General features: G+C 33.8%; 14 protein-coding genes. 12 read left to right on the top strand and 2 right to left on the bottom strand.

The genetic code is table 11. From position 1 onward, the window contains the following. Positions 1 to 10: 10 nt before the first annotated feature. Positions 11 to 1,201 (bottom strand): carboxypeptidase-like regulatory domain-containing protein, encoded by a 1,191-nt coding sequence (locus tag ACIDC4_RS03550; protein ID WP_412041774.1) that lies wholly within the window; start codon positions 1,199 to 1,201, stop codon positions 11 to 13. A gap of 647 nt (positions 1,202 to 1,848) precedes the next feature. Here ACIDC4_RS03550 and ACIDC4_RS03545 point away from each other — a divergent pair. Continuing rightward, complete coding sequence (locus tag ACIDC4_RS03545) at positions 1,849 to 2,499, top strand: sugar-binding protein (protein WP_412041773.1); 651 nt, start codon at positions 1,849 to 1,851, stop codon at positions 2,497 to 2,499. A 272-nt stretch (positions 2,500 to 2,771) separates the two neighbouring features. On the opposite strand, the gene ACIDC4_RS03540 is transcribed toward ACIDC4_RS03545, so the two are convergent. Next, a complete protein-coding gene (locus tag ACIDC4_RS03540; protein ID WP_412041772.1) occupies positions 2,772 to 3,812 on the bottom strand; it encodes a LacI family DNA-binding transcriptional regulator in 1,041 nt (346 codons plus the stop codon). A gap of 232 nt (positions 3,813 to 4,044) precedes the next feature. Between ACIDC4_RS03540 and ACIDC4_RS03535 the strand changes: the two genes are divergently transcribed. The 11 genes from ACIDC4_RS03535 to ACIDC4_RS03485 all read left to right on the top strand — a co-directional run bounded on the left by ACIDC4_RS03535 (position 4,045) and on the right by ACIDC4_RS03485 (position 16,347). Beyond that, positions 4,045 to 5,136 carry a mevalonate kinase family protein gene (locus ACIDC4_RS03535; RefSeq protein ID WP_412041771.1) on the top strand — a complete coding sequence of 364 codons (1,092 nt, stop codon included), beginning with the start codon at positions 4,045 to 4,047 and terminating at the stop codon, positions 5,134 to 5,136. A 9-nt stretch (positions 5,137 to 5,145) separates the two neighbouring features. Beyond that, a complete protein-coding gene (locus ACIDC4_RS03530; protein WP_412041770.1) occupies positions 5,146 to 6,021 on the top strand; it encodes a sugar phosphate nucleotidyltransferase in 876 nt (291 codons plus the stop codon). 182 nt (positions 6,022 to 6,203) lie between these two features. Further along, entirely contained in the window at positions 6,204 to 7,583 is a 1,380-nt protein-coding gene (locus ACIDC4_RS03525) for a sugar MFS transporter (protein ID WP_412041769.1), read from the top strand. Positions 7,584 to 7,609: 26 nt separating this feature from the next. Continuing rightward, positions 7,610 to 9,538: a glucosamine-6-phosphate deaminase gene (gene nagB / locus ACIDC4_RS03520; RefSeq protein ID WP_412041768.1), complete on the top strand. Its 1,929-nt coding sequence runs from the start codon at positions 7,610 to 7,612 to the stop codon at positions 9,536 to 9,538. A 279-nt stretch (positions 9,539 to 9,817) separates the two neighbouring features. Further along, positions 9,818 to 10,054 carry a DUF3820 family protein gene (locus ACIDC4_RS03515; RefSeq protein WP_039117105.1) on the top strand — a complete coding sequence of 79 codons (237 nt, stop codon included), beginning with the start codon at positions 9,818 to 9,820 and terminating at the stop codon, positions 10,052 to 10,054. A gap of 449 nt (positions 10,055 to 10,503) precedes the next feature. Next, positions 10,504 to 10,800, top strand: coding sequence for a hypothetical protein (locus ACIDC4_RS03510; RefSeq protein WP_072956148.1), 297 nt, complete (start codon positions 10,504 to 10,506; stop codon positions 10,798 to 10,800). A 168-nt stretch (positions 10,801 to 10,968) separates the two neighbouring features. Then, complete coding sequence (locus tag ACIDC4_RS03505; protein ID WP_412041767.1) at positions 10,969 to 11,340, top strand: DUF4190 domain-containing protein; 372 nt, start codon at positions 10,969 to 10,971, stop codon at positions 11,338 to 11,340. Between the two features lie 81 nt (positions 11,341 to 11,421). Continuing rightward, positions 11,422 to 11,745, top strand: a complete 324-nt coding sequence (locus ACIDC4_RS03500; protein ID WP_412042018.1) for a DUF2752 domain-containing protein — start codon at positions 11,422 to 11,424, stop codon at positions 11,743 to 11,745. Between the two features lie 188 nt (positions 11,746 to 11,933). Continuing rightward, positions 11,934 to 13,547, top strand: coding sequence for a CTP synthase (pyrG, locus tag ACIDC4_RS03495; protein WP_412041766.1), 1,614 nt, complete (start codon positions 11,934 to 11,936; stop codon positions 13,545 to 13,547). Between the two features lie 81 nt (positions 13,548 to 13,628). Further along, on the top strand, positions 13,629 to 15,530 hold the full coding sequence (gene yidC / locus ACIDC4_RS03490; RefSeq protein WP_412041765.1) for a membrane protein insertase YidC: 1,902 nt from the start codon (positions 13,629 to 13,631) through the stop codon (positions 15,528 to 15,530). Positions 15,531 to 15,630: 100 nt separating this feature from the next. Next, on the top strand, positions 15,631 to 16,347 hold the full coding sequence (locus ACIDC4_RS03485) for a toxin-antitoxin system YwqK family antitoxin (protein ID WP_412041764.1): 717 nt from the start codon (positions 15,631 to 15,633) through the stop codon (positions 16,345 to 16,347). Positions 16,348 to 16,473: the final 126 nt, after the last annotated feature.

Below are 16,473 nucleotides of genomic sequence, written 5' to 3'. Positions count from 1 at the left end.
ATGTTGTTGATCATCTGTTGTTTCTCTGGTTTACTTGCGGTCTTAGCGTAAACCAACTATTTGGTTTGTACTCAAATTTCATCAAACCATTGTATTTTTTGTACTCATAGCCTCTTATAGCACCCGTTTCGTCATAAAGACCAATAGAAACGTAGCTTTTAAAGTTATCTCCGCCACCACTTATGGATAGATTGTAATCCTCTGCAAGTCCGGTTTGTGTACCATTATTCCACCAGTCAAAATTTTGGTTTCTCAATTCCGGTTTCCACCACCAAACATTTTCAAAATCTTGTTTGTTGGCAAACGAATCATACAAATCGTATAATTGCGACCCGTTCATGATTTTAAAATTTCCATTATTGATAGTAGTTAAAGCTGTTTTAGCAGAAAAACTAATTTTAGATTTCCCCGCTTTTCCACTTTTTGTAGTAACCACAATAACACCATTGGCACCCTGTGAACCGTAAACTGCTGTAGACGCGGCATCTTTAAGAACCGTTAACGTTTCGATATCAGATGGATTCATGTTTGCCGAACTATTCCCCACAATAACTCCGTCAATTACCCATAAAGGATCTGTACTTCCGTTAACGGTTGTTCTGCCTCGAATGATTATTTTTCCTACGGCTCCCGGCTGTCCGCCACCAGTATTTACATAAACTCCCGTAGCTTTTCCTGCCAGCATATTTTCTACAGAAGGAGTAGTTACATCTACAATTTTTTTATTGTCTAAAGTTTGCAGCGATCCGGTTAAACTCTCTTTTTTCACTTTAGCATATCCTACCACTACCACCTCGTCCATTTGTTCACCGGCTTCTTTCATCACGACGTTGATAGAACCGTTTCCTGCCGCAACTTCCTGATCCTGCATTCCTAAAAATGAAAAAACTAAAATCGTATTGGCATTGGGTACATCTATGGCAAAGCTTCCATCCATATCCGTTTGCACTCCTTTTGATGTTCCTTTTATGATCACATTTACTCCGGGAATCGGAATTCCTTTTTCATCGACAACCTTACCCTTCGTTAGTTTTTGAAATGCCAGTAAATTGGTTTTGTTTACCGGAATTTCTTTTGAAGGTGCTGCATTGGTAACTTGAAAACTTAAAGACAACAACGAAAGTAATGTTGCTTTTAAACTTTTTTCAAGTACAGTATGCAACCTTAAGTTTCCAGGTTTTTTTGAGAATACTTTTTTCATACTCTTTGTTTGGTTTTGGTTAATGAATGTGTTTTTGTTTAGTTATTTTTTTTTCTATTTTTTAAAATTTCACCACTCATTTTTTCGCTTTTTTGGTGTAATAAAAAAGGCCTCAAAAGCGGTGAAAAAGGGTAAAAAAAGCCATGTTATTTTTTTATTCTTCGACGAAACTATAGATTATATTTTTATTAACCAAGAAAAAACACAAAAAATGTGCTCGAACACACAAAAAAAGTGTTCTCGAGCACATAAAATTGTGCGATACGTTTTTTTTAATATAAAATGATGCGATTATTCTAAAAAAAAGCACAAAAAGCACATCGCTTTATTTTAGGCGTATTCGCAACTATGATATTTTATTTTTAAGGAATAAAAACAAGTTGTTTGTATTTCTAAGAATATCGCAATCATCAATTAATTTGTTTAATAATAAATCAAACTTTTAAAGGTTTTAATTTGATCCGTTTTTTCTTATTTTTTACTTTTTAAATAAAAAAGCAATAAAAAACAGCAATTAGGTTTTAAATAAAAGTTTGACTTATATTAGCATTTTTATAAGAAGTTTTTTTAAGTAGATTTTCTACCTTTTAAAATGATTAAAATGCTTCAGGATTTCATTTTCATTAAATTAAATTTTTCCAAAAAATATGCACGAAATTTTAAAAGAATATCAGGTAGTTTTAATCGAAAAAAAACAAATAAATAACGACCTAATTTTGAATTCTTCTGCATGGGAAAAAGCAAATTGTTTAACTGATTTTTGTTCTCCGTGGAAAAATGATTCATTTTCGAAAATTGAATTTAGGGCGCTTCATGATCTCGAAAATTTCTATTTTAATTTTAGGGTTTTTGATACTGATATTTATATCGATCAAAAAGACAATAGTTTCCTGAGTATAGGAAACTCAGATCGGGTAGAACTGTTTTTTAGGACCAATGAATCCTTAAATCCTTATTATTGCCTTGAAATGGATACATCAGGCCGAATAATGGATTTTAAAGCGCTTCCTGAAAAGAATTTTGATTTTAACTGGAAATGGCCTAAAAAGGATATAGAAGTGAAAACGGCAAAGGATGAAATTTCCTTTATTGTTGAAGGACAAATTAGTATTCAATCCCTAAAAGATTTAAATTTAATTCAGAACAATACAATTGAAGCTGGAGTTTTCAGGGCAAAATTCGCTCTGGTCGAAAATCTGCAATACGACGCCACCTGGATTTCGTGGGTAAACCCAACTACCGAAACGCCTAATTTTCATATCGCTTCTTCGTTTGGGAAGTTTGTTTTAATGAAATAGGTTTAGAAAAAGAGGCAAAGGTTCAAAGGTTCAAAGGGACAAAGGTTAAGAGGTTTCGCCCACGAATTAAACGGATTCAAACTGGTTTTTGCTGGTTTTTTAGTACAAGGTTGATAAAAAGAATCTGCTAAATCTGCTAATTCAGCATGCCGTTTTTTTAGATACAAAGTTTGATAAAAAAAAATCTGCTAAATCTGCGAGCAAACTTTGCCGCACAGATAAAAAAATCCGTGTAAACCAGTTTGAATCCGTTACATCCGTGGGCACATAATTTACGATACGTAAAACGAAGCATTCTCTACATTAATAATATCAATAGGCAACAAGATCGTTTCCGGGATATCTTTGCGGAATAAAAAATGCTCTACCAAGGTACTAACACCTAAATAAGCCTGTCTTTTTTGATTTTGATGAATTAAAAAATGAACCAATCCCTGATTCAGAAAGTTGACATTTTTCTCAACTAAGTCGTAACCAATAATGGCAATTTTTTTATTTTTTAAAGGAGCTAAAATCGAAGCAATCTGATATGCTTTAGAAGTTGTGATAAAAATTCCCTTCAGGTTTGGATTTTCTTCCAAAAAGGCCGAAAATTTACTTTCGACATTAGGATGTTTCAATTTTAAAGTAGTTAAAGAAAAATCGGCAATTTTCTTCTCGTCGAAATAATTTCTAAAACCCTTTTCCTTTTCCTGCATGTGAACCGCATTTTTTACGCTTTCATCTATATGTACAATCGCAATCTGACCATCGCTTAAAATCAAATTCATTAAACTGGCGGCGACACGACCACTTTTATGCAAATCCTGCCCCACAAAACTTTTGATAGATTCGCTTTCAATTTGGTTATTAAAAGTGTTTACGATTATTTCGAGTTCGTCATATTGTTTTACGATTTCAAGCGTTTCCTTATGAAATAAAGGAGCAATTAAAACAGCGTCTGGAGATTGTTTAAGAATCGTTTCGTGTGCATTTAAAAACGATTTTTTACTTTCAGGATTAAAGTAATGGGTTTCTATAACAACACCGTACGCTTTAAACTCAGTTTTGGCTTCCTGAATTCCGTTTACGCACGGCAGCCAATACGGATCTATTTCCGGATCCGGAAGCAAAACGCAAATACGGTAAACTTTGGTGTTTTTTAAATTACGGGCAATTAAGTTAGGCTCATAATTAATGACGTTCAAGACTTCATTAATTTTATCCAGCGCCGTAGGAGAAACTTTTCCTCTGTTATGCAAAACACGATCTACAGTTCCTTTAGAAACTCCGGCCATTTTTGCTATATCCTTAATAGTGTACTTTTTATCCATATAAGCAAATATAGAAACTTTGGTTTAATTATTTAAAAAAATATTGTTCGAATTAATAAGTGTGCTCGAGAACATTTATTTAGTGTGTTCGAGCACATTTTTAGTTTTTTTCTTGGTTTATAAAAATATAATCTATAGTTTCGTAGAATCAAAACCAAAAAAACAGTGTAAATTCTTAACCTATTAATGTTGTAATTATTTGTATTGCAATGTTTTATTATAAAATTTATAAGTGAAAAAAATTACTTCATTAGCTCCCGGCCGAACGTGCCTCTTTGGAGATCATCAGGATTATTTAGGATTGCCGGTTATAGCCTGTGCAATCGATCGAAATATAAAACTAACCGCTGAACAAAATAACACCAATACGTTTGTGCTGAACATGATCGATATTGGCGAAATCAGGGTCATAGATATCGATGCTACTTTCGATACATTAGAACCTCGCGATTATTTTGCCTCTTCGTTACGCGTTTTGCGGCGATATGGTTGTGTACCCAATGTAGGTTACACCATTACCATTACAGGAGATATTCCTATAAATTCAGGAACATCGAGTTCATCGGCTTTATTGATGGCCTGGATTCGGTTTTTGATTGATGCTTTTGGAGTCGATCACGAAGTTACTCCTGAATTTATAGCCAAAGCTGGATATGAATCTGAGGTTTTAGAACACGGAGAACCAGGCGGAATGATGGATCATTTTAGTATTGGGGTAGGGAATGTGGTGTACATTAATACCAAAGAACCTTTCTCGTTTAAAGTAATAAGAACAGATCTTAAAGGTTTAATAACAGGAGTTTCTGGTGTTCCCAAAGAAACCATTGGCTTAATTGGCGAAATAAAAGGCAACGCTTTAATGTCGATTGGCATTGTAAAACAAAACTTCCCTGATTTTGATTTGAATACTTCTGAAATAGAAGATATAGATCGCTACAGAAATTGTTTACCGGATCGATTGATTCCGTTTTTCGAAGCCGCGCTAAAAAACTTCCATTATACCAAAGAAGCTTTAAAAGAATTCGAAAAGCCGGTTTTAGATCTCAAAAAAATTGGCGCATTAATGAATCAGCATCATGAAGTTTTGCGCGATTTATTGAAAATTACAGTACCAAGAATCGACGATATGATCAATGCAGCTTTGCGTGCGGGAGCATACGGAGCTAAAATTGTAGGTTCTGGCGGTGGCGGAAGCATTGTGGTAATTGCCAATCCTGAAAAAGAAGCCGCGGTAATCGAAGCTATTTTAAAAGCCGGCGCAGAAGAAGCTTACGCGGTTGCTGTAGATCCGGGTGTGAGAATTATAGAAAATATTGAAATTTAAAAAATAAATATGCACAACAATTTAGTTATTCTGGCAGGTGGAGCATCATCCAGAATGAAAAAAGAAGCTGTTCTTGATAATTTATCAGCAGAAGAAATTGCTCAGGCAAACGAAAGAAGTAAAGGTTTAATTGGTGTTGGCGCAAGCGGAAGACCTTTATTAGATTATCTTTTATTGAATGCCAAAAAAGCGGGATATAAAAATATCTACATTATTATAGGAGAACAAGGCGAGTTGTTTAAGGAATTTTACGGAAGCCAAAATCTTAATAATGATTTTCACGGGCTCAACATTTCCTTTGCAGTACAATATATTCCTGAGGGAAGAGTAAAACCTTTTGGCACGGCCGATGCTTTGTTTCAGGCTGTTGAGCAGTTCCCTGAACTAAACTCACAGCAATATTCTGTTTGTAACAGTGATAATTTATATTCGGCGAAAGCCTTATTAGCACTTAGAGAAACAACTAGTCCTAATGCTTTTATTGCCTACGATCGTGATGCATTAGAATTTCCGTCTGAAAGGATTTCGCGTTTCGCCATTGCAAAATTAGATCAGAACAATCAATTATTAGACATTCTCGAAAAACCTTCTGCCGATGTTTTAGCGGATTATAAAGATGTCGAAGGAAAAATAAGAGTGAGTATGAATGCTTTTAAATTCAACGGAAGTACATTATATACGCATCTTAAAAATTGTCCCGTTCATCCGGAAAGAGACGAAAAAGAATTGCCAACCGTACTTTTAAATTCGGTAAACGAACATCCAAATACTACTTTGGGAATTCCGTTTTCAGAGCACGTTCCGGACTTAACCGCCAAAGAAGATATTGCCGATGTCAAAGCATATTTAAAACAATATTATCCTGTTTTAGACTGGCAAGCCTAGAAAAAATTAACAAAAAATTGATATCTAATTTACGAATAAGTACAACTTATTAGAGTACTTTTGTTTTAAATTTGCAAAAAAAATGCATTAAATTGTGTTTTAATTGCAATATATTTGCAAAAGTGTTGATGCTATTTTAGATAGAAAAAAGAACTAATCTATTAATAATCAACCAAAAAAATATGTCAAACATTGAAAGTGCATTACAAATAGAAAAAAGGAGTACCATTATTCCGATGGTCATTTTAACCGCTTTATTTTTTATTCTCGGTTTTGTTACCTGGCTCAACGGTCCTTTAATACCATTTTTTCAATTGGCTTGTGAGTTAACCTCTTCTCAGGCTTATTTTGTAACTTTTGCTTTTTACATCGCTTATTTTGTAATGGCAATTCCGTCATCATGGGTAATCGAAAAAGTAGGGTATAAAAATGGTATTTCGTTAGGATTATTGATCATTGCTGCGGGCGCATTTATGTTTTATCCCGCTGCCGAAAGCCGAACTTTTGTATTGTTTTTAATTGCATTATTTGTAATGGGAACCGGTTTGGCAATTTTGCAGACAGCATCAAATCCATATGTGGTCGTTATTGGTCCAAGAGAAAGTGCCGCGGCGAGAATTAGTGTATTGGGAATTGCAAATAAAATGGCAGGATTCGTAGCTCCGCTGATATTAACAGCTTTGGTTTTGTCTAATATGCAGGAGTTTACAGCAGATAAAATAGCATTGCTGGATTCGGTTTCAAAATCAAACGCATTAAATTCTCTTGCATTGCAATTGCAAAGACCTTACCTTTATATGGGATTGATTATAATGGTTTTGGCGGTTTTGGTAAAGTTGTCGCCGCTTCCTGAAATTGATTTGGATGAAGAAGGAAATGTGACCCATTTGAGTATTTTTAAACAAATGAGAAACGCATTCAAACGCCCTCAATTGGTTTTAGGAGTAATCACTTTAATGCTGTATTTGTCTGCCGAAGTTTTAGCCGGAGATTCTATTGGAGGTTTCGGAAAAGAATTAGGAGTTTACGGAACAGAAGGAAATTTTTATTTAAAGTTAACTTCTTTCACAATGTCGGCAATGGTTGTGGGGTATATTTTAGGAATCACATTAATACCTAAATATCTTTCGCAAGTCACGGCGCTAAAGGCATCCGGAGTTTTAGGCGTAATTTTAGTTTTGGCAATTGTTTTTATTTCGCCAAAAATAATGTTTCAGTTACCCGGAATTCCAAATTTACCGGTCGTAATACTTTTAGTAGCATTACTTGGCCTGGCAAATGCGTTGTGCTGGCCTGCAATCTGGCCAATGGCGCTGGAAGATTTGGGAGGCTATACTAAAATTGGAAGTGCAATTTTGATCATGGGTATTATAGGAGGAGCCATTTTTCCTTTATTATACGGATTGATCACAGAAAATATAAACGCATCAAATATTGCAAACGGAACCGTTGAAATTTCGAAAAGCGGAAATCAGATTGCCTATTTAATGTTGTTACCATCTTATTTAATGATTCTTTTTTACGCTATAAAGGGACATAAATATCGAAGTTGGAAAATGTAACGAGAGGAATTAAAAAAAACTATATCATGTTAAAAAGTAAAACAGACAAAGCGACAGGATTCGAGAAACGATTTGAAAACATCAATACAATTGTTTTCGAAAATTCTGGCGAAGCATCAAAAGCAGTAGCGCAGGAAATTGCAGCTTTAATTCAATCCAGGCAACAAGAAAATAAGCCTTGCATTTTAGGACTTGCAACAGGATCTTCTCCAAAAGGATTGTACGCTGAATTGGTTCGCTTGCATAAAGAGGAAGGTTTGAGTTTTAAAAACGTAATCAGTTTTAACTTGGATGAATATTATCCAATGGAACCAAACTCCATCAACAGTTACGTTCGTTTTATGAAGGAATTACTGTTTGATCATGTTGATATTTTACCTGAAAACGCTCATGTTCCAGACGGACTTTTAACAAAAGAACAAATCGCAGATTATTGCCACGAATACGAAGCTAAAATTGAAGCTCTTGGCGGAATTGACCTTCAGATTCTGGGAATTGGTGGTAACGGACATATAGGTTTTAATGAATCAGGTTCACTACAAAACTCTAAAACGCGTTTGGTCGCTTTAGATCATATTACGAGAGTTGCTGCAAGTAAAGATTTCTTCGGTTTGAGCAATACGCCAAGAACTGCTATTACTCTTGGAGTTAAAAAAATCATGGAAGCGAAAAGAGTCATCTTGTTGGCTTGGGGAGAAGGAAAAGCAAATGTGGTAAAAAGATCTGTAGAGGATGAAGTTACGAATAGAGTTCCCGCTTCATTTTTGCAGGAGCACAACAATGCCGTTTTTATTTTAGATAAAGAAGCTTCTTCAAAACTTACCAGAATCAACAAACCTTGGTTGGTAGAAAAAGTAGAATGGACCGATAAACTGACTCGTAAAGCGGTTTTAGGATTGGCACTTCAGCTTAAAAAACCAATTTTAATGTTGACAGATGCTGATTATATCGAACACGGAATGAGTGATTTATTGGCTGATTCTGGTCCGGCATACGACATCAATATTAAGATTTTCAATAAATTACAAAATACAATTACAGGCTGGCCAGGCGGAAAACCAAATGCAGACGATTCTAACCGTCCTGAAAGAGCAGAACCAGCCAGAAAACGTGTATTGATTTTTAGTCCGCATCCTGATGATGATATCATTAGTATGGGAGGAACTTTTATGCGTTTGCAAGATCAGGGACATGAAGTGCACGTTGCGTATCAAACTTCGGGAAATATCGCTGTAGCGGATGATGAAGCGTTACGTTTTGCAAGATTCGTAATTGATTACAATGAAAAATTCGGAATCAAAAGTCCTGAAGCAGATGATATTTACAAAAAAGCCCAAACTTTTCTTGAGAATAAAAAGAACAGTGAAATAGATATTCCGGAAGTTCGTTACATCAAAGGATTAATTAGAAAAGGTGAGGCGAGAGCAACAAGTCATTTTGTTGGTTTAACAGATGATCAGATTCATTTTATGGAATTGCCTTTCTACGAAACCGGAACAATCGAGAAAAAACCAATCGGACAAGAAGATATTCAACTGACGATGGATTTAATCGAAAAAATTAAACCACATCAAATATATGCTGCAGGAGATTTAGCAGATCCGCACGGAACACATAAAGTTTGTCTGGATGCTATTTTTGAAGCTGTAAAAGCACTTAAACCAAAATCGTTTATGGATGATTGCTGGTTATGGTTGTACCGTGGAGCCTGGCAGGAATGGGGAATTGACGAAGTCGAAATGGCTGTACCAATGAGCCCTGATCAGGTTTTGGCAAAACGTCACGGAATCTTCAAACACCAATCGCAAAAAGACGGTGTTGTTTTTCAGGGAACTGATGCCCGCGAATTCTGGCAAAGAGCCGAAGACAGAAATGCCGAAACTGCTGCTTTGTACCAGGAATTAGGTTTAGCAACGTACGCAGCGATGGAAGCTTTCGTGAGATGGCACTATTAAGTTGCTAAGGTTCTGAGGGGCTAAGATTCTAAGTTTTTTTAGGGTTTAAAAAATATTCGCCACGCATTCACGTATTATATTTAAAGCTAATTCGTGAATTCGTGGCGATTTTTTTATCTGTAATTTTTTGAATACAGACTTCAGGTATTTTATTTATGGTGAAAATCATTTTAATTCTTTTAATCTGTGGCAAAAAATAATAGCTTTGCGTTAATTAGAAGCAAGAAGAAAGAATCAGTCTATATTCTTTTCTCTTGCTTCTTTCTTCTTAAAAAAAATATGGAACCAGACAAAAAACTTCTCATAAAATTAGCCCATACCAAAATGCCTTTCGGGAAATACGAAGGACGATTTTTAATCGATTTACCGGAGTATTATGTCGTTTGGTATCATAATAAAGGTTTCCCTAATGGTGAATTAGGGCAGCAACTGGCTCTTGTTTACGAATTAAAATTGAATGGTCTGGAGGAACTGATTCGGAACATTAAAAAGCAGTATCCTAAGCCTTTAAAATAAAATAGTAAGAAAAACCTTTTGCTATTTCGATTTTTTTATTTAAGTTTGATATATAAAAATATTACAATTTTTAAAAACTAATTGATACCACAGAATTCAAGACTGAATTTGCGAATGTGTACAAGTCAATATTTTGAAATTATAATATTTGAATACATAAAAAATATTATAATTTTTAAAAACAAATTGACACCACAAAATTCAAGACTGAATTTGTAAATGTGTACAAGTCGATGTTTTAAAATTATAATATTTTTTTTTATGTCAAAAAAATACTTCAATTACAATTATAACAGGAAGTTTTTATAGCCAGTTTTTATACGTAATGTTCCAAATCTTTTTAAATAACTGGAAATCCCTTTTGATTTTTTTGTTAGTAACTTTCAAGTATTCTCTATTGCTCCCCTGAGTGTTTTTCTATTTTTGTAAAAAATAACATGAAGAACTAAATGGAAAACAGTTTTAAAACCTCAAACTCAGGTGAAAATTTTAGTATTGCAGCTTTAGTTTTAGGAATAATTTCTATTATAGTAGCTTTCATTCCTTGCATAAATGTGGTGGCGCTAGTTACTTCTCTTCTAACTGTAATTTTTGCAGCAGTTGGTTTGTTTAGGGCAACAAATGCAAATTGTCCAACTTTGCTAGCTAAAATAAGTTTGATTTTAGGAATAGTTGCACTGTTGTTCTCAGTAATTCTCGTATTAGTTTATGGTCTTATTATTGGAGCCTTGTCATTTTGGGATTAGTAAACAGACTATGATTATTAAAAATAATAAGAAATCCCTTTTTAATTTATTTGTTAATAACTTTGAAGTATTGTTCGTTGTTCACATAAGTGTTTTTCTATTTTTGTAACAATTAACATAAAACACTATATGGAAGATTATAAACAACCGTCAAATGCAGGTCAGGGCATGGGTATTGCAGCCTTAGTGCTGGGAATCGTAGGTCTTATTGCAGCATTTATTCCTTGCTTTGGTTTTATTGCCGTAATTTTTGGAGTACTTGCCATAGTTTTTGGAGCAATTGGTCTGTCTCAGGCAAAAAGAGAACAAGCTTCAACTACAATGCCACTAGCAGGTTTGATTTTAGGCTGTGCAGCAACAGTTTTTGTTGTTATATGGGTGCTAGTTGTAGTAGGTTCTATAGGATCTGCTGTAATGTCTCATAAAGATGAAATTACTAATGCCATAGATTCTGCCACTATAGAGTCTGTAAAAATACAAGATTCACTAAATGATGTAGAAATAGCAACTGATACTATAAAAGTAGAAGAAACAAAATAATAAATCTCTTTTGTGGAAATAAAATCTTCTTACGAAATTGATTCTTATAAAAAGATAAACACGATTTTTATTGTAATCATCATGTTTATCTTTTTTTATTGTTTTATAATGCCATTTTTAAACTTTGGTTTCCGCTCGACTTGCGAAGGAATGCCTTTGGCTTATTGTAAAAGTCGCGGTTTAACAAGGGCTTTTGCTCAGATTTTAAGATTAAACTTTAGTGAGGCAATTGTTTATAATCCATACAGTATAAAGATCTTTTTGTTTTTTCTAATTCAATTATTTATACGCTTATTTATCAATAAGATAGTACGCCTTTCTAATTTTAAAAAAATAATGATTTTTGATGTTTTGTTGAGCGTTATATTATTTGTTTTTTCATTTTATAATCTTGTCATAATCTAAAAACTTAAAATTAGCAGGGTAATATTCAAAAAAACATCCAATTCAAAGTTAAAATTATCGATTACGAAATCATCTAATCGTTCTAATTAAAATTTTGCAAATTATCTCATTCTCTAATTGGCAAAATATCTAATTAAATTTGTACTTTTGCCAAGTTTTTTACACAACTACATACAAACAACAACAGAATGAATCAAACAAAATATATTTTTGTTACAGGCGGTGTGACTTCTTCATTAGGAAAAGGGATTATCGCAGCATCTTTAGCAAAATTGTTACAAGGAAGAGGATATCGTACAACTATTCAAAAATTCGATCCATATATCAATGTGGATCCGGGTACGTTGAATCCATACGAACATGGAGAATGTTATGTAACAGATGATGGTGCAGAAACAGATTTAGATTTAGGTCACTACGAGCGTTTCCTGAATGTTCCTACTTCTCAGGCAAATAACGTTACTACAGGAAGAGTATATCTTTCGGTTATTGAAAAAGAAAGAAGAGGAGAATTTTTAGGAAAAACGGTTCAGGTTGTACCTCATATTACAAACGAAATCAAAGACAGAATGCAATTGTTGGGTAAATCCGGCGATTATGATATTGTAATTACTGAAATTGGAGGAACTGTAGGTGATATTGAATCTCTACCTTATATAGAGTCTGTTCGTCAGTTGGTTTGGGAATTAGGAGAAAATAACGGAATTGTTATTCATTTAACTTTAGTTCCTTATTTGGCTGCTGCAGGTGAGTTGAAAACAAAACCTACGCAACACTCTGTAAAAACATTGATGGAAAGCGGAATCAAGGCTGATATCCTGGTTTGTAGAACCGAGCATGAGCTTTCTGATGAATTGCGTAATAAATTAGCGTTGTTTTGCAACGTAAAAAGAGAAGCCGTAATTCAGTCTATTGATGCTTCGACGATATATGAAGTTCCAAATTTAATGCTTGAAGAAGGATTAGATGTTGTGGCTTTAAAGAAATTAGATTTACCTAAAAAAGCAGCTCCGGATTTAAAAAACTGGAATACTTTTTTACGCAGATTAAAAAATCCAAAACATACCGTAAATATTGGTTTGATTGGGAAATATGTAGAAATGCAGGATTGTTACAAATCTATTTTAGAGGCGTTTATTCATGCAGGAGCTTCAAACGAAACCAAAGTAAACGTAATTTCTATTCATTCAGAGCACATTAATAGTGATAATGTTGAAGAGAAATTAGGACCTCTTGACGGAGTTTTAGTAGCACCTGGTTTTGGAGAAAGAGGTATCGAAGGAAAAATCGAAGCAGTTCGTTTTGCGCGTGAAAATAATATTCCGTTTTTCGGAATTTGTTTAGGAATGCAAATGTCAGTTATCGAATATTCACGAAATATTTTAGGTTATGCTGATGCCAATTCTACTGAGATGAATGAAAAAACCAAACATCCGGTGGTGAATTTAATGGAAGAGCAAAAAACAATTACAGATAAAGGTGGAACAATGCGTCTTGGTGCCTGGAAATGTGATATTAAGCCAAATACTTTAGCACACAAAATATACGGACAAACGACTATTTCAGAACGTCACCGTCACCGTTATGAGTACAATAATAAATATGCCGATGAATTGCAAAAAGCTGGATTAAAAGCTTCAGGAGTGAATCCGGATACAGGTTTGGTAGAAATTGTAGAGCTTGAAAATCACCCGTTTTTTATTGGTGTACAATATCATCCTGAATACAAAAGTACAGTGGCAAACCCACATCCAATTTTTGTGAATTTTGTGGCTGCTGCGGTAAATGCGCATAAAAAATAATAATTAATATTCTAAAGAGTGTAACTTTTGAGGTCAACTCATTACTAATACGCTGTAACGAATAACCTTTTTTAAATTATAATGGAAGAAAAAAAATTTGATCTTAATTCAATCATTGGTTTTGTATTGATATTTGGAATTTTGGTTTGGATTATGTACCAAAACCAACCTTCTGATAAGGAAATTGCTGCTGAAAAAGCCAAGAAAGAATTAGTTGCCAAACAAGAAGCACAAGCAAAAACTGATAAAACTAAAACAGCTGTTTTACCAGTTGCTGCAACAACTCCCGGAGACACAGTTCAGTTAGCGCAATTGCAAAAAACATTAGGTGGTTTTGCTTATTCAGCTACACTTCCTTCTGCAAAAGAACGTTTTACCACTATCGAAAACGATAAGATAAAACTAAAAATTGCTAACAAAGGTGGTTACATCGTTGAGGCAACCTTGAAAGAATTCAAAAGATTTGAGAAAAATTCAGGACAATTAGTAGAATTAATCAAAGACAATAATTCTAATTTAAATATCCAGTTACAAACGACGGATAATAGAACTTTAAATTCTAAAGATTTATATTTTGAGCCAACACTGACTAAAAACGGTACTGATCAAATATTGACTATGCGTTTGAAAGCGGGTGCTAACGAATTTTTAGAATATAAATATGTATTAAAATCAAATGAATATTTAGTTGGTTTTGATATTCGTTCTCAAGGATTGAATAAAGTTTTAAATTCTTCTAAACCATTAGATTTACAATGGAATTTAAGAACTTTTAGAAACGAAAAAAGTATTTCTTATGAAAACCGTTATGCTGAAATTTATTACAGCTATCAGGATGGAAAAGAAAGTTATGTAGGTCAGGGTTCTCTAAAAGAGGAAACTCCTGAAAAAGTAGATTACGTGGCTTTTAAGCAACACTTTTTTACTACAATTCTGCAAACAAATACTTCTTTTGAGAAAGCACATTTGGTTTCTGAGAACTTGGTAAAAGACGAAAAAATTGATACTATTTTCACTAAACAATTCAAAGCAAATGTTCCTTTAGCATTTACTAATGGGGAAGTGGATTATAAAATGAGTTGGTATTTTGGACCAGCTGATTACAAAGTTTTAAAATCATACGATAAAAATTTCGAAAAAATTATTCCATTAGGTTGGGGGATTTTCGGTTGGATCAACAAATGGATCTTTATTCCTTTGTTCGGGTTTTTAGCTTCATTTATTCCGTACGGAATTGCAATTATCATCTTTACGATTATCATCAAAATTGCGATGTCGCCAATTACGTATAAGTCTTTCTTGTCTCAGGCTAAGATGAAAGTTTTACGTCCGGAGATTACAGAATTGGGAGAAAAATTCAAAAAAGACCCAATGAAGAAACAACAGGAAACGATGAAGTTGTACAACAAAGCAGGGGTAAACCCAATGGCAGGATGTATCCCGGCATTGATTCAGCTTCCGTTTATGTATGCGTCATTCCAGTTCTTCCCGTCGGCTTTTGAGTTAAGACAAAAAAGTTTCCTTTGGGCAGACGATTTATCATCATTTGATGCTGTTGTAAAACTACCATTTCACATTCCTTTATACGGAGATCATATCAGTTTGTTCCCAATTTTGGCAGCAATCGCGATTTTCTTCTATATGAAAATGACTTCTGGAGATCAACAAATGGCAGCGCCTCAGCAGGAAGGTATGCCGGATATGGCAAAAATGATGAAAATCATGATTTATGTTTCACCATTGATGATGTTAATTTTCTTCAATAGTTACGGTGCAGGTTTGAGTTTGTATAACTTTATTTCGAACTTAATTACAATCGGAATTATGTTTGTAATCAAAAATTATATTGTTGATACAGATAAAATTCATGCTCAGATTCAGGAGAACAAATTAAAAGAGCCTAAAAAGCAAAGCAAGTTTCAACAACGTCTTCAGGAAGTGATGGAGCAACAGGAAGCTGCAAAAAAACAGAATAAAAAATAATAAGTTATTTATAAAAAAAAATCTCGATTCGTCGGGATTTTTTTATTTTTGAAACATACTTTATTAAAGTGAATTTCGTTAAAGTTTAAAATAAAATACAATGATTTATAAAAAAATAATAATTGCATTACTTTTCTTAAATGCTGTTTTAGTATCGGCGCAGGACTTTAATAAAACAGATGCTAACGGAAAAAAAGACGGTGTTTGGAAAGGTACATACGAAGTTTCTAAACGTCCGCGTTATGAAGGAACTTTCGATCACGGAAAAGAAACCGGTATTTTTAAATTTTTTGATGATACTAAAAAAGGTGATGTTATTGCAACTCGTGACTTTACGGCTAATAACGGAAGTTCGTATACTATTTTTTATGATCAGAATAAAAATAAAGTAAGCGAAGGAAAAGAAGTTGGTAAAGCACGTGAGGGAGAATGGAAATATTATCACAAAGCTTCTAAAGTATTGATGACGCTTGAAAATTATAAGAACGGCAAATTAGAAGGTTTGAGAAGTGTTTATTATCCCAATTCAAAAATTGCCGAAGAAATGAATTATGTAAATGGTTCTAAAGAAGGAGTGTATAAAAAATACGGACAAAACGGAACTCTTTTAGAGCAAAGTACCTATAAAAATAATGAATACAACGGCGAGGCTGTTTTTTATGACGCAGATGGAGTTGTAGCATCAAAAGGAAAATTTGTAAACGGAAAGAAAGCAAATATGTGGCAGTTTTACTTAAAAGGTAAATTAACCAAAGAAGTCAATATGAGCGATCCGAAAAGTAGTTATCAGGTAGATTCGAAACCTAAAACGCAATAATTTTACAAGTCCGCTAAGCGGACTTTTTTTTTGCCACGAATTGCACAAATTTTCACGAATTTTTGTTTGCCGTTAATTATTAGAATAAAAGTTCGTGAAAATTCGTGAAATTCGTGGCAAACTATT

Source organism: Flavobacterium sp. C3NV, assembly GCF_046825355.2.
In the GTDB taxonomy this organism is placed as follows: Bacteria; Bacteroidota; Bacteroidia; order Flavobacteriales; family Flavobacteriaceae; genus Flavobacterium.
This window is presented reverse-complemented; position numbering and strand designations above follow the sequence as displayed.

What these genes read in the sequence shown, in the direction of transcription:
- ACIDC4_RS03510 (WP_072956148.1), top strand. Translation starts at nt 10,504, where the DNA reads ATGGAAAACAGTTTTAAAACCTCAAACTCAGGTGAAAATTTTAGTATT.
- nagB (WP_412041768.1), top strand. Translation starts at nt 7,610, where the DNA reads ATGTTAAAAAGTAAAACAGACAAAGCGACAGGATTCGAGAAACGATTT.
- ACIDC4_RS03525 (WP_412041769.1), top strand. Translation starts at nt 6,204, where the DNA reads ATGTCAAACATTGAAAGTGCATTACAAATAGAAAAAAGGAGTACCATT.
- ACIDC4_RS03515 (WP_039117105.1), top strand. Translation starts at nt 9,818, where the DNA reads ATGGAACCAGACAAAAAACTTCTCATAAAATTAGCCCATACCAAAATG.
- pyrG (WP_412041766.1), top strand. Translation starts at nt 11,934, where the DNA reads ATGAATCAAACAAAATATATTTTTGTTACAGGCGGTGTGACTTCTTCA.
- ACIDC4_RS03540 (WP_412041772.1), bottom strand. Translation starts at nt 3,812, where the DNA reads ATGGATAAAAAGTACACTATTAAGGATATAGCAAAAATGGCCGGAGTT.
- ACIDC4_RS03500 (WP_412042018.1), top strand. Translation starts at nt 11,422, where the DNA reads ATGTTTATCTTTTTTTATTGTTTTATAATGCCATTTTTAAACTTTGGT.
- yidC (WP_412041765.1), top strand. Translation starts at nt 13,629, where the DNA reads ATGGAAGAAAAAAAATTTGATCTTAATTCAATCATTGGTTTTGTATTG.
- ACIDC4_RS03550 (WP_412041774.1), bottom strand. Translation starts at nt 1,201, where the DNA reads ATGAAAAAAGTATTCTCAAAAAAACCTGGAAACTTAAGGTTGCATACT.
- ACIDC4_RS03485 (WP_412041764.1), top strand. Translation starts at nt 15,631, where the DNA reads ATGATTTATAAAAAAATAATAATTGCATTACTTTTCTTAAATGCTGTT.
- ACIDC4_RS03530 (WP_412041770.1), top strand. Translation starts at nt 5,146, where the DNA reads ATGCACAACAATTTAGTTATTCTGGCAGGTGGAGCATCATCCAGAATG.
- ACIDC4_RS03545 (WP_412041773.1), top strand. Translation starts at nt 1,849, where the DNA reads ATGCACGAAATTTTAAAAGAATATCAGGTAGTTTTAATCGAAAAAAAA.
- ACIDC4_RS03505 (WP_412041767.1), top strand. Translation starts at nt 10,969, where the DNA reads ATGGGTATTGCAGCCTTAGTGCTGGGAATCGTAGGTCTTATTGCAGCA.